At 64.3% G+C, this 13,206-nt stretch carries 12 protein-coding genes and 1 pseudogene; 6 read left to right on the top strand and 7 right to left on the bottom strand.

All coding sequences use genetic code 11. From position 1 onward, the window contains the following. The first annotated feature begins 62 nt into the window (after nucleotides 1–62). The 4 genes and pseudogenes from ACUSIJ_RS15295 to ACUSIJ_RS15310 form a co-directional block, all read left to right on the top strand. Entirely contained in the window at nucleotides 63–1,109 is a 1,047-nt protein-coding gene (locus ACUSIJ_RS15295) for a zinc-dependent alcohol dehydrogenase family protein (RefSeq protein WP_449309273.1), read from the top strand. 103 nt (nucleotides 1,110–1,212) lie between these two features. Continuing rightward, entirely contained in the window at nucleotides 1,213–1,596 is a 384-nt protein-coding gene (locus ACUSIJ_RS15300; protein WP_449309274.1) for a carboxymuconolactone decarboxylase family protein, read from the top strand. A 376-nt stretch (nucleotides 1,597–1,972) separates the two neighbouring features. Then, the gene (locus ACUSIJ_RS15305) at nucleotides 1,973–4,321 is read left to right on the top strand and encodes a xanthine dehydrogenase family protein molybdopterin-binding subunit (RefSeq protein ID WP_449309275.1); all 2,349 of its coding nucleotides are present in this window, start codon (nucleotides 1,973–1,975) and stop codon (nucleotides 4,319–4,321) included. A gap of 96 nt (nucleotides 4,322–4,417) precedes the next feature. Next, nucleotides 4,418–4,627, top strand: a pseudogene (locus ACUSIJ_RS15310) (RES family NAD+ phosphorylase); the annotation flags it as partial. A 34-nt stretch (nucleotides 4,628–4,661) separates the two neighbouring features. Here the strand turns inward: ACUSIJ_RS15310 and ACUSIJ_RS15315 are convergent. The 6 genes from ACUSIJ_RS15315 to ACUSIJ_RS15340 form a co-directional block, all read right to left on the bottom strand. Beyond that, nucleotides 4,662–4,877 (bottom strand): hypothetical protein, encoded by a 216-nt coding sequence (locus ACUSIJ_RS15315; protein ID WP_449309276.1) that lies wholly within the window; start codon nucleotides 4,875–4,877, stop codon nucleotides 4,662–4,664. A 63-nt stretch (nucleotides 4,878–4,940) separates the two neighbouring features. Then, nucleotides 4,941–5,909: an ABC transporter ATP-binding protein gene (locus ACUSIJ_RS15320; RefSeq protein ID WP_449309277.1), complete on the bottom strand. Its 969-nt coding sequence runs from the start codon at nucleotides 5,907–5,909 to the stop codon at nucleotides 4,941–4,943. Continuing rightward, entirely contained in the window at nucleotides 5,894–6,886 is a 993-nt protein-coding gene (locus ACUSIJ_RS15325; RefSeq protein WP_449309278.1) for an ABC transporter ATP-binding protein, read from the bottom strand. Before ACUSIJ_RS15325 ends, ACUSIJ_RS15320 begins: the two co-directional genes overlap by 16 nt. A 3-nt stretch (nucleotides 6,887–6,889) precedes the next feature. After that, on the bottom strand, nucleotides 6,890–7,885 hold the full coding sequence (locus ACUSIJ_RS15330) for an ABC transporter permease (protein ID WP_449309279.1): 996 nt from the start codon (nucleotides 7,883–7,885) through the stop codon (nucleotides 6,890–6,892). Next, on the bottom strand, nucleotides 7,878–8,795 hold the full coding sequence (locus tag ACUSIJ_RS15335; protein WP_449309280.1) for an ABC transporter permease: 918 nt from the start codon (nucleotides 8,793–8,795) through the stop codon (nucleotides 7,878–7,880). Before ACUSIJ_RS15335 ends, ACUSIJ_RS15330 begins: the two co-directional genes overlap by 8 nt. A gap of 49 nt (nucleotides 8,796–8,844) precedes the next feature. Next, a complete protein-coding gene (locus ACUSIJ_RS15340) occupies nucleotides 8,845–9,105 on the bottom strand; it encodes a hypothetical protein (RefSeq protein WP_449309281.1) in 261 nt (86 codons plus the stop codon). A 290-nt stretch (nucleotides 9,106–9,395) separates the two neighbouring features. Between ACUSIJ_RS15340 and ACUSIJ_RS15345 the strand changes: the two genes are divergently transcribed. Together ACUSIJ_RS15345 and ACUSIJ_RS15350 are read left to right on the top strand one after the other, a co-directional pair. Then, on the top strand, nucleotides 9,396–11,099 hold the full coding sequence (locus ACUSIJ_RS15345; protein ID WP_449309282.1) for an FAD-dependent oxidoreductase: 1,704 nt from the start codon (nucleotides 9,396–9,398) through the stop codon (nucleotides 11,097–11,099). A 207-nt stretch (nucleotides 11,100–11,306) separates the two neighbouring features. After that, nucleotides 11,307–12,119, top strand: coding sequence for an alpha/beta fold hydrolase (locus ACUSIJ_RS15350; protein WP_449309283.1), 813 nt, complete (start codon nucleotides 11,307–11,309; stop codon nucleotides 12,117–12,119). Between the two features lie 3 nt (nucleotides 12,120–12,122). Here the strand turns inward: ACUSIJ_RS15350 and ACUSIJ_RS15355 are convergent, their stop codons facing one another. Then, nucleotides 12,123–13,151, bottom strand: coding sequence for a LysR family transcriptional regulator (locus ACUSIJ_RS15355; protein WP_449309284.1), 1,029 nt, complete (start codon nucleotides 13,149–13,151; stop codon nucleotides 12,123–12,125). Nucleotides 13,152–13,206: the final 55 nt, after the last annotated feature.

The following is a 13,206-nucleotide window of genomic DNA, read 5'->3' on the forward strand; positions in this document are numbered from 1 at the left end:
CACCCCCGCCCGGCCGGGAGCGGGTGTCGAGATCATCGGAAGCTAGGGAGGGTGGGAAAGACATGCGTGGGTTGAGTTTTGGTGGAAGCAGCACGATCGAGTTCCTGGATGTGCCCGATCCCACGCCCGGCGAAGGGGAAGTCGTCCTTGAGATGAAGGCTTCCGGCATGTGCGGAAGTGACCTCAAGATGTACAAAGCTCCGCGGGGAACGCTGACAATCGCCCGCGTGGCGATGGCCAAGCCCGTCATCGCCGGCCATGAGCCCTGTGGCGTCGTCGCCGCGATCGGGCCGGGCGTGTCCAAGGAGCAGGCGCGGGTCGGCGACAGGATGATGGTGCACCATTATGCGGGCTGCACCGTCTGCGATCACTGCCGGAGCGGCTGGGAGCAGATGTGCGATCACCAGACGCCACTCGTCTACGGTATCGGCGCTCACGGCGGGCACGCGCCGTATATGAAGGTGCCCGCACGCACGCTCGTACCACTTCCCGACGAGCTTTCCTTTGAAGCCGGAGCGGCGATCTCCTGCGGCACGGGAACGGCGTTCCAGGGGCTCAAGCGGGCGGGCCTGTCGGGGGATCATACGATCGCGATTTTTGGGCAGGGGCCGGTCGGGCTGGCCGCGACTCAGCTCGCGGCCTTCATGGGCGTGCGCGTCATCGCGCTGGACCTGTCACCCGAGCGGTTGGCGCGGGCGCGCGAACTCGGCGCCCACCACGTCGTCCATCCACGCCAGGAGGATCCGGTCGAGGCGATCAAGGCGCTCACGGGCGGAAAGGGTGTCCAGGTCGCCATGGAGGCGTCGGCCTCGCCGGAGGCGCGCTCCGCCGCGCTCGGCGCTCTAGCGCCCTGGGGTACGCTGGTGCTGATTGCCGGCACGACCGGATTCCATGTCGATAATGTCAGCACCATCACCTCGCGCCAGCTGACCATTATCGGCTCGTGGACTTTCTCGAAGGTGGGTCAGGCGAGCTTTGCGCGCTACGTCGCCGAACGCGGCATCCCGGTGGACAAGGTCTTCACCGACCGGTGGCGTCTGGATCAGGGAGACGAGGCCTACCGCAACTTCGCTCAACAGAGCGGCGGCAAGGGCGTCTTCCTGATGTAGTTCATGAAGACAGGTGAAGACAGGCGGCCTCGTGCTGTCCGCGCCGCTTGCTCCGGGGAGTCCAAGTGGCGTCACGTGAACGCGGAATATGGAGACGAACATCATGAAGCATGAGGAAAAGATCGAACTGGGCCGGCAGATCCGGGCCGAGGTGCTCGGGCAGGCCTATGTTAGTCAGCCGGACTCCGATCCGTCCAAGTTCAAGCTGGCATTCCGGGAGTTCACGACAGAGACCTGCTGGGGCAATGTGTGGGTGCGGCCTGGGCTGGAGCGCAAGACGCGCAGCATGCTCAATATCGCCATGCTGGCCGCGATGGCTCGCTGGCACGAATTCGAGATTCACGTCCGGGGCGCCCTGAACAACGGGGTGAACGAGGACGAGATCATCGAGATCGTGCTTCAGGCCGGCGTCTATGCCGGCGTCCCGATAGCCGCGGAGGGGATGAAGGTCGCAGAGCGCGTGGTGACGGCCTACAAGGCGGAATAGCTGGTGTCCATGGGATGATCACGGCTCGGCCATGCGGTTTGCGCGGCTGCCGGAGGAGCGCCGCCCGCAACTACAACGCCGGAGCCGACGAGGGCGGCGCCGAGAACTGCATTTCTCGGCATCACCAGTGGCTCCCGTTGTCGAACTTCCATTGTGTTTTTCGGATGCGCTCTCCTGCTCCGGCTGACGCCGAATGCCGGACGGGCGTCGTTCCGGCGAAGGGCAATCGAGCTTTCCACCACCATGTGGGCCGCATACCCGTTTATGCCTAAACGGCGAGCTCTGATTGGAGAAATGCGGCCAGCAGAGTATAAAGCTATCTCTTTAATGGCGGTGCTAAAGAGCGAAGTCAGGCCGCTTCGCGAGGGGAAGTAGCATGGCAGTCTTGCGGTTCGGGCAGTCGATAACGCGGCGCGAAGATTACCGGCTCACACGCGGGGAGGGCCGCTACATCGCCGACCTGGCATTCCAGGATATGCTATATGCCGTCATGGTTCGCAGCCCGCACGCGCATGCGCGCGTCCTTTCCCTCGACGTCGATGCGGCGGCCGCTCATGAGGGCGTGGTGGCGGTTCTGACCGGAGCCGATGCCCTTGCAGACGGTTTCGACGGCAGAGCGGCGGCGACAAAGTTTTGCCGACGCGACGGGGCGCCGGCGGCATCGACGCCACGTCCTCTTCTCGTGGCCGACACCGTGCGTTTTGTGGGGGAGCCGGTAGCCGTCGTCGTCGCGACATCGCTGGCGCTCGCACGGGACGCGGCCGAAAGCGTCCTTGTCGAGTACGAGGAACTGCCCGCCGTCTCCACCATCGCCGAGGCGACTGCGGACGCGGCCCGGCCCGTTTGGGATAATGCCCCCGATAACGTCGCTTTCTATTGGTCGCATGGCGATCAGGAGTCGGTCGACGCCGCGCTGGCCGCTTCGCACCACGTCACGGAGGTTCGCTCGCGCGTTTCACGCGTCGCGGCGATGCCGATCGAGCCTCGCGCGGCCGTTGGCATAGTGGACGCCGAGCAGCAGTATACCCTCCACATGAGCCACCAGAGCCCGTACGCGATGCTGGCACCTCTCGCGGACGCGCTTGGGATCGACGCATCGAAGCTGCGCTTGATCGTGCATGACATTGGTGGCTCGTTCGGCATGAAGGGCGGGTTCCTGCGCGACGAGGCAATCGTCCTCTGGGCGGCCCGCCGCGTCGGGCGACCGGTGCGCTGGGTGTCGGACCGCTCCGAGGCGTTCCTGTCGGACGAGCATGGGCGGGACGCGGAAATACACACAACGCTCGGTCTGGACGAGGACGGCAACTTCACTGCGCTTAAGGTCGCCTATCGCGTCAATATCGGCGCGTATTTCGGTGCGCGTTCGGCCTCTCACGTGATGAACTTCGGGGGTATCGCGGGCGTCTACCGCACGCCGCTGATCTTCGGCGAGGCTTCGGGAATCCTGACGAATACGCAGCCGACCGCGCCCTATCGCGGAGCGGGGCGCCCGGACGCGACCTACGCCCTCGAGCGCGCCATCGATTGCGCGGCGCGCGAACTGGAGATCGACCCTTTCGAGCTTAGGCGTCGCAACCTGATCCCGTCCGAGGCGATGCCATTCCAGACCGGATTTCTCTACAAGTACGACTGCGGCGATTTCGCCCAGAACATGGAGAAGGCGGCCGAGGCGGTGGATTACGCCGGCTTCGCGGCGCGGCGCGAGGAGTCCTTGAGGCGCGGGCGGCTGCGAGGCATCGGCATCGCCAACCCTATCGAAGTGGCCGCCGGTCCGTTCGGCGCCGTGAGCACGGATTACGGCCGGATTGAAGCCGAGCCGGACGGCTGCGTGACTATCTATTCGGGCACGATGTCGACGGGGCAGGGGATCGAGACGACCTTCGCGAACATCGTCGCCCAGGGACTCGGCATTGCGCCGGAGAAAGTCCGCTACCGGCAGGGAGACACGGCGGCACTAAAGAAAGGGAAGGGGAACGGTGGATCGGCGGCGCTCGTCCTCGGCGGTTCGGTCATGACGCAGAACGTCGAACGCCTGATCGAGCGCGGAAGGGCGCTCGCTGCCGACCATTTCGGCGTTTCGCCCGAGGCCGTTACCTTCTCGGAGGGCGTCTTCAGGCTGCGCGAGACCAATCAGTCGCTGTCGCTTGCGGAAGCAGCGCAGATTGCCGCCGCCATAGCTCCGGGGGCGAGCAGCGGGCTGGCCGGCGAGAGCGCCTTCACGGCGCCCGCGCCGACCTACCCCAACGGCTGCCATATTTGCGAGGTCGAAGTGGACCCCGAGACCGGACTGGTCGAGGTCCTAAACTATGTCAGTGTCGAGGATGTCGGCACCGTTCTCAACCCCCTGCTTGTGGAAGGGCAGATTCACGGCGGTGTCGCGCAGGGCATGGGCCAGGCGCTGAAGGAGCAGATCGTCCACGAGGCCGGCTCCGCCCAACTCCTGACCGGCTCGTTCATGGACTACGGGATGCCGCTCGCAACAGACATCCCGAATATCCGGTGCGAGAGCGTCGAGGTTCCAACGACCATGAACCTTCTCGGCGTGAAGGGCGTGGGCGAGGCCGGGACGGTCGGCGCGCTCGCGGCAACGATGAACGCCATCTGCCACGCGCTCGCTCCGGTCGGCGTCCGACATGTCGATATGCCGGCCACGCCCGTCCGGATCTGGGATGCGATCCGCGCGGCAGCGGCGGAGGATAAGACGCTCCGGCCCGCGGCCGAGTGACTCCGCCTCAGCCATCCTCCACGATTTATACAAGGGCAGACCCGCGGCCCACGGTTACAAGGAGCATGTCAGGGCGGGGGCAAGCCCACGACCCGGATGGGCGGCAACCGGTTCAATACCGAGCACCGTGGTGCCCGGTATTGCGTCAGGGACGTGATGGTCTCGGTGGCCGAAGTTGCCTGGCACCGGACCCGGGAGCGTGAGTTCACCGGGTCGTTCTACGACAGCGCCCGCTACGTTGAGTTACTCGCAGATTTCATCGGCATTTTTGACGACATTACGGACGAACCTGCATACGCGGCGCTCACTCCGGATCCGGCGCGCTCGATGCGTCCCAGGCCTATATCGTCAGGCTCGACAGGATGTCGTCCGCGAAGGAAGGGCAGTGCGCAGCGGTGGCTGCGGTCACGGCGCGTGCGGAGTGATCCGCGCAGGGCAGGCGCTCGGCGGTGTCGTCCACAAAGGACAGGAAGGGCAGGGTACCGTCCCGCAATGCCTGGGCACGCATGTCGGCGGAAGGTTCCACCCCGGTGATGACGATATCGTCAGGCAGCACCGCGCACAACGCGCGCGAGAAGATGCCGTTGCCACAAGCGGCCCTGGCATGACACCCTCTGGATCAGACCAGATGACAAGCCACCCTGTAGCCGTCCGAAATGTGCTTCGCGGCGGGCTCCACCGTTCGGCACTTGTCCATGGTGAACGGGCAGCGCGTATGGAAGCGGCACCCTGCCGGCGGATTGATCGGCGAGGGGGTTTCGCCCTTGATGACCATGTTCGCGACGTCGTCGTCCGGATGGAGCGAGAGCGAGGCGGCGAGAAGCGCCTGGGTATAGGGATGGAGCCGCTTGCTGAACAAGGTCTCGGTCGGCCCGTATTCCACGAACTGCCCCAGATACATGACCGCGATCTGGTGCGCCATGTAGCGGACGGTAGCCAGGTTGTGGGCGATGATTACATAGGCGACCCCGGATTGCTCCTGAATGGACTTCAGAAGGTTCATCACCTGCGCCCGCACCGACACGTCGAGCGCGGATACGGGCTCGTCCAGCACGATCAGCTTAGGATCGGGGGCGAGTGCAGCGGCGATGGCGATGCGCTGCCGCTGGCCGCCGCTGAACTGGTGCGGATAGCGGGAAGCCATGGAAGGATCGAGACCAACCTTGGTCAACAGTTCCGCGACCCGGGCCTCGATCTCCCGCTTGCTCGGCTTCGAACGGACCGTGATGGCCTCGGCGACGATGTCGCGGACAATCATGCGCGGGTTGAGCGAGGACCAGGGATCCTGAAACACGGCCTGGATGCCAAGCCGTGAAGGCGAAAGCGTCGTCCGCGTGTCGTTATCGATCTTCCGGCCGTTGAAGCGGATCGTCCCGGAGGTCGGGCTGTCCAGTCCAAGCAGCATGCGGCTCGTCGTCGTCTTGCCGCATCCGGACTCGCCGACGATGCCCAGCGTTTCGCCGGGCGCCAGCGAGAAGGATATGCCGTCAACCGCGCGTACCCTTCCGATTTCCTTGGGAAACAACAGTCCCTTGGTGACCAGAAAGTGCCGGGTTACGTTCTCAGCTTCAATCACGGCTGTGTCCATGACGGATCCAATCTCCAACAGGCGGCAACATGATCCGGCCCGATCGTGTAGATATCGGGATAGGCTTGCCGGCAGCGATCCCGGGCGTATCTGCATCGCGGCGCGAAGCGGCATCCTTCGGGCATGTTCGAAAGCATCGGCGGCTGCCCTTCGATGGACTGGAGCCGGTCGACGCGCTTTTCGACATCCGGAACCGCCGCCAGAAGCGCTTCCGTATAAGGGTGCTGCGGATTGTCGAATATCTCTCGGACCGGCCCTTGCTCGACGATGCGCCCCGCATACATCACCGCAACGGAATCGCACATGCGGGCGACGACGCCGAAATCATGGGTGACGAAGATGATCGCCGTTCCCGTTCGTCGCTGCAGCTCCCGCAGCAGTTCCAGGTACTGAAGCTGGATCGTGACGTCGAGCGCGGTGGTCGGCTCGTCCGCGACGATGACGCTGGGTTCTCCGGCGATGGCGATCGCTCCGACGACGCGCTGTTTCATGCCGCCGCTCATCTGGTGCGGATAATCCTTCAGCCGTTGCTCGGGAGCGGCGATATTCACCTGCCGCAGGAGTTCGACCGACCTCGCGCGCGCCGCGCTGCCGCGCAGGCGGACGGCTTCCCGAACCTGGTTGCCGATAGTGAAGACCGGATTGAGCGAGGTCTGCGGATCCTGGAGGATCATCGATATCCTGCGGCGGCGTATTTCGCGCATCTCCCGGTCCGACTTCTGCGCGATGTCTTCCCCGTCGACGATGATCTGGCCGCTGACCACCCGGCCGCCGGGCCGCGGCAGGAGGCCGAGCAGAGACAGGCTCATCATGGTCTTTCCAGACCCTGATTCTCCGACGATACCGAGAGTCTCGCCGCGGCGAACCTTGAAACTGATGCCGTCGACCGGACGAAGCACGGCAGTGTCGGTGAATATGCAGCTGTGAAGGTCCCGGACTTCGATTGCGATGTCGTCGCGTGGCGTCTGGTACAGCATCGGCTAGCGGTCCTTCTGCTTGGGGTCGAGACGGGTGTGCAGCCAGTCGCCCAGAAGGTTCATCGACAACACTGTCAGGAGGATTGCCAGGCCCGGGAAGAATGCGACCCACCAGGCCTCGATGATGATGTCGCGGCCGTCGGCGACCATCAGGCCCCATGCCGACAGCGGACGCGGAATGCCCACGCCGAGGAAGCTCATGGTGGCTTCCAGCAGGATGACCTGGCCCACTTCGAGCGTCGCGATGACGATGATCGTGTTGGCGACGTTCGGCAGGATGTGGCGCACCAGGATCCGCCAGGTCGGCACGCCGGAGATCTTGGCCCGGGCCACGAAATCGCGGGAACGGATCGCCAGCACCTCTCCCCGGACGAGGCGGGTGTATCGATCCCAGTAGACCAGGCTGATGACGGTCACGACGGTATGAAGGCCCGGCCCGATCACCACCGAAAGCACCAGCGCCAGGATGATGGTCGGGATCGCCTGAGTGAGATCGACCATGCGCATGATGACATGGTCCCACCAGCCCCCGAGATAACCGGCAAGCAGGCCGAGGATCGTTCCGACCGTGCCGGCGACGGCGATACAGAGCGCCGCGACGACGATCGAAACGCGGGCTCCGTAGATGATGCGGCTCAGCACGTCGCGGCCGACCTTGTCGGTGCCGAGGATGTGCTCCCAGTTGCCCCCCGGCTTGATCTGCACTCCGTTCAGCATGGTCGGTTCCGCCCAGGCCGGCGGCAGCAGCCGGGCGCTCAGGTTTCCCGCTTCCGGGTTGTGGACGAAGGGCAGGTGGGCCCGCAGCACGTCGGCGAGAAGTGCCGGACCGACCAGCACCACGACAAGGATCAGGGCCGGAAGAACGGGATAGCGCGTCAGGCGGCGGAAAACGCCCCGCAGCCCGCTGGTCCGTTTCCGATGGGCCGCGATGGCCGCCTCCACCGCGGGATTGGGCTTGACCGGCGTTCCCGGCATCCGGCGATCGGTCACCTCAGTCATAGCGGATCCTTGGGTCGAGATAGGCATAGAGAATGTCGACGACGAGGCTCGAAGTCAGGTAGAGAACGGAAAAGAAGATCACGATCGCCTGCACCACCGGGATATCCCGCGCCTTGATCGCCTCGATGGAAAGCAGGCCGAGACCCGGCCAGGCGAACACGGTTTCGATGACGACGGCTCCGGAAATCCAGCCGCCGACGATCATTCCGAAATAGGTGAGCGGCGCGATGCTGGCATTGCGCAGGCAATGCTTCCAGATCACCTTCCATTCCGGCAGGCCCTTGATGCGGGCGAGCTTCACATATTCGGCGTTCAGTGCCTCGATCATCGACGATCGCGTGATGCGGGCGACTGCGGCCACCTGGAACAGGCCGAGAGCCACGGCCGGCATGATGGCATGGAGGAAGGATCCGCGGCCGGACGTCGGCAACCAGCCGAGATGGACCGCGAAGAGCCAGATCGCCATGGTGCCCAGCCAGAACGACGGCATGGACTGGCCGAGCAGGGCAAAGATCTTGGCACCGCTGTCGACCAATGTACCCTTTCTGACCGCGGAAATGACGCCGATCGGCAGCCCCACCAGCGATGCCGTCACCAGCGCGTACAAGGCGAGCTCCAGCGTTGCCGGCAGGCGCTGGAGGATCAGCATATCGACCGGTTGCCGCCATTTGAGCGACACGCCGAAATTCCCCTGCAGCATGTTGGCTAGGAAACTGAAATATTGCTCGACCAGGGGGCGGTCGAGACCCCAGATGTGGCGAAGTATCTCGCGGTCGGCATCCGTCGCCTCCGGCGGCAGCATGGTTTCGATGGGGTCGCCGATCAGCCGCGAAAGGATGAATATGATCACGCTGACGGCCAGCAGCGCGAACAACATATGCAGGAGCCGCATGGCGATGTAGCGCTGCATTCAATCACTCCGGATAAAGGTCAGAACGCGAAGGGTGTCCACTCGCCTCCTATGCGATCGGCGCATCGCCATAGATGGCCGGCGCCGGCGGCGTTGCACGTTGGATGCCTTTGAGACGGACGGGCTTGTTCACCACTGTGTGGGTCGCCATACAGATGTTACCGCTCGAATCGACGGCCAGCTCACGGGAGTCCACGGCCACGCCGCTGTTGTAGAGATCGGGCGGAAAGCTGCCCCGGTTCGGAATGAACTCATATCCGTGGTCGCCCGACCCGACGATACGCCGCTCAGTTTGCTGAAGCCGATCCATTTTTTCCTCCTCGGCCGACGGCCGGGCCGGGCGGTTCTTCGACCGCCGGCTGATAATCCTGAGGTCGGCCGCTCACTCCTCCGCCGACGAAATTCCTCATCGAAGACCTTAGGCGGCGGCTTCGGGAGATCGCAAATACAAATTGGCACGCGTCGCATAAGCCCCGCTTATGGCAGGAGGTCCGCGGCACCCGTCATAAGAACGGCCTATACCGGCTCATGCCAATTGTATTTTACTCCCGAAGCCAGCCCGCGGTACGCCTTGCTGTAAAGACAATCGGGAGAGAGTTGATGGCGGGGGAGCGGATGGACGACTTCGACGTGGTGGTCGTCGGAGGCGGAATTGCTGGATTATGCGCGGGCGTCCGCGCGGCGGAACTGGGTCTCGGGACGGTCGTCATGGAGAAGGCAAGCGATCCGTCCTATCCCTGCAGCAGTCGCATTTCCGGCGGCGTGTTCCATGTCGCGCATGAAGACATCCGAATGCCGCCCGACCATCTTTTCAGGGCCATCGAGCGGTCGACCTGCGGTCACGCCGATCCAGCGCTCGCCGCAACGCTGGCGAACGATGCCGGCAGCACCATAGACTGGCTGAGCCGTCAGGGCGTACGGTTCATCAACTCGGGACCGCATGCGCGCAACACGGCCATGGCCGCGCCGCCGCGACCCTTGGACGACGATCTCGACTGGCTTGAAAGCTGGAAGGGGCGTGGCCCGGACGTTCTTCTCGATACTCTGGCGAAGCGTCTGGAAGCTCTCGGCGGAAAGCTGATGCTGGGAAGCCGGGCCACGAAACTGCTCATGCGCGATGGCCGCTGCACCGGAGTCGCAGCGATGACGACTGCAGGCGAGCTGCGCCTTTCGGCAAGGTCCGTGGTTCTTTGCGACGGCGGCTTTTCCGGAGATGCCGGCAGGCTCGCGGCCGCCATCGCGACGCAACCGCACAAGGTGCTGCAACGCAATGCCGGGACAGCGAACGGAGACGGGCTGAGGATGGCGGAGACCGCCGGGGCGGGCATCACCTCTCTCCTCGGCTTCTACGGCCATGTTGTCAGCCGGGATGCCCTGACGAACCGGCAACTCTGGCCGTACCCGCTGCTTGACGAGCTGTGTGTTCGCGGCATCGTGGTGGATGCCGCCGGACAGCGGTTTTGTGACGAAGGGATTGGCGGTGTCTACGTTGCCAACAGGATCGCGGCCCTCGATGACCCGCTTTCCGCCGTGGTCATCAGCGACGACGCGACCTGGAACGACATCACTGTCCGCAAACACGTATCGATCCCCAATCCCAAACTCGAAAAGCTCGGCGGGACCATTCATCGGGCAAACAGTATCGACGAATTGGCCGAAAGGGCCGGGCTCCCGCTCGAGCCTCTTCGGCGAACGATCGAGGCGCACAACCGGGCGATCGCGACCGGTGACTGGCAGGACGTGCATCCGGCACGCTCGTCGGACCAGCACACGCCGCGGCCGATCCTCACGCCGCCTTTCCTGGCGATCCCCGCGGTCGCCGGCCTGACGTTCACCATGGGCGGAATTCGGATCGACGGCGATGCGCGGGTCCTCGACCGCGAGGGAAAGATTATCGAGGGACTTTATGCAGCGGGGTCCACGACCGGCGGGTTGGAAGGGGGCGAGCGCCATTCCTATGTAAGCGGGCTTGCGAAGGCTGCGGTCTTTGGAAAGCGCGCCGCCGAGCACATAGCCGCTTGCCTCGGCCGCCGGACAACCGAATCCGCCGCTCCCCCCACGAAGGCTTCCGCCGGCCCGCGCCGATATCCCACGCTGGCGTTCATCGTGCGCCACGGCGCGAGGCTGGCCGCCGCGATCGCCTGCCTCCCGCTGCTCGCGCTTGCGTGGGGTCTGTGGACCATTCCCGAACACGCCGTTGTCATGACGGTGGCCGCGCTTGCAGGCAGCGGCATCACCTATCTTCTCGCGCGGAGCTACGTGGAATTGGTCGCAGTCGTCGTCGACATGCTCCTGCCGCACTGACGCCTGTGTCGCTTAAAGCCGGACGTCGTCGGCGCATCCGCAGGACTTCAGCCATAACCTTCGCTGATGGTGGCCCATCCAAATTGTATTTGTCCGGAGGAACGGCTGCTGCGCAACTAGAGGCTGTCAGTGACTATGGATAGGGCCTGGACGTTCTCGCGCCCGGCAAAGGATTTCAGTGCGCCGATTGCAGCTATGCGAGTGCCCATGAGAAACAGCGAACGACTGCACCACACGCTTTATCCCTCCGGCCAAGCCGCCGCGGGCAAGCTCCTTCTGCTCCATCCTCTGGCCTCGAACGGCACGTTCTGGAACCGGATGATCGAAAAGCTGCCCGGTCACGTAGACGTGCTCACCGTCGATCTCAGGGGCCACGGGCAGTCGCCGCGGGTCTCGGGACATTGGCTGGCGGAAAGCCATGCGGACGATCTCAAGGATATCCTCGATCATGTCGGATGGTCGAAAACGGTGATCGCCGGCGCGTCGATGGGCGGCTGTGTCGCTCTTTCCTTCGTCGACCGCTATCCCGAGCGCGTCAGCGGGCTGGGACTGATCGACACGACCGCATGGTACGGTGACGGCGCGCCCGAGCGCTGGCGGGAACGGGCCCTGCGGGCCCGGCGAGGCGGCATGGCGGCTCTGAGCGAATTCCAGCTCGACCGCTGGTTTTCCGAGGAGTTCCGGCAAAGCGGGAATCCGGTGGTGGCGGAAATGCTCGACATCTTTCTTGCGAACGACGTGCCTTCCTATGAATCCGCCTGCCGGCTGCTCGGCGAATTCGACGGCCGGAGAGCGCTCGGCGCGATCGATTGTCCGACAACGGTTATCGTCGGCGAAAACGACTATGCCACACCTCCGGAAATGTCCCGTCAGATTGCCGCGGCCATTCCCGGCGCGCGTCTGGTGATCCTGCCGAAGGTCCGGCATTTCACGCCGCTTGAAGTGCCAGAGGAGATCGCGGCATGCCTGCTTCCGCTCGTGAAGACGCAAACCGCGGGCCGGAAGAGCCTGCGCAGTTAGGTTCTAGCCGTCCAAGCGTTGCCAATGCAGCACGCCACGGTCGGCGTGGGTCCGAACCAGCTTTATCACCAGCGCCGTGAGGTCGGCCATCTCATGCTCGCGGTTGCGCGCACATCCGAAACAGAGTGTCCGAACCAGCTCCGGTTCGACGATCCGCCTTGCCCGCAGCGTGCCCGCGGCAAGCTCTTCGGCGTAAAGTCCCACGGGACCGACCGTAGACCGGTCATTGCGGGCAATGACCTCCTTTTTTACCGGAATGGAACTTGCGGTCACCACATCGAGCGTCAGACCCCGCTCGGCAGCGGCCTCGTCGACCAGGCGCCTGCCGATCATGCCGGTGCTTTCGAGGACGAGCAGCAAGGTCGCCAGTTCCTCGAACCGGATGACATCGGAAGCAACCCCGGCGAAAAGCTTGGGAGCGGCTATGGCGAAGAGCGCTTCCCGGACCAGCGCGATCGACGCGATGGAGCGGCCCGGGTCGGGAGTGCCGTAGAACAGCGCGCAGTCCAGCTCTCCGAGAGCGACCATCCTGTGCAGATCGTCGCTGAAGGCTTCGCGGATATCGATTTCGAACCTGCCGGACCTGGTGCAGGCGTCGATAAGATCCGCGGCCAGGGCTCTCGCCGGCGTCGGCGCGATGCCGAAGGTGACATGGCGTTTCGCCGGCCCGCGGAAGCGCATGAGCGCGGGCTTTATGGCCTCCATTTCTGTCAGCACGGCTTCGGCCTTGGCGAGCAGAACCTCGCCCGCGGGCGTGAGCGAAATGCCGCGCGGATTTCGTTCGAGCAATTTGACGCCGAGTTCCTCTTCCATCTGCTTCAGCTGATAGGTGAGCGCCGGTTGCGAGATATGCACGTGGTTGGCTGCGGCCGTCACCGTGCCGCAGCGTGCGACCGCCACGAAATACCGAAGATGACGAAGTTCCATTCGATCGCTACCCAGGGTTTCCATATCAAGGTTGCCTTCACCAATGTCGAGCGGACATCGGAGGCTCCGGCCGACACGCAGATTGTGAGGAGAACCGGAATCCATAATTCGCATTTATGGCGTGGTCGTCAAATTGTATTAGCTGTGCCAGGTGTCCTTG

Source organism: Pseudochelatococcus sp. B33 (assembly GCF_053570585.1).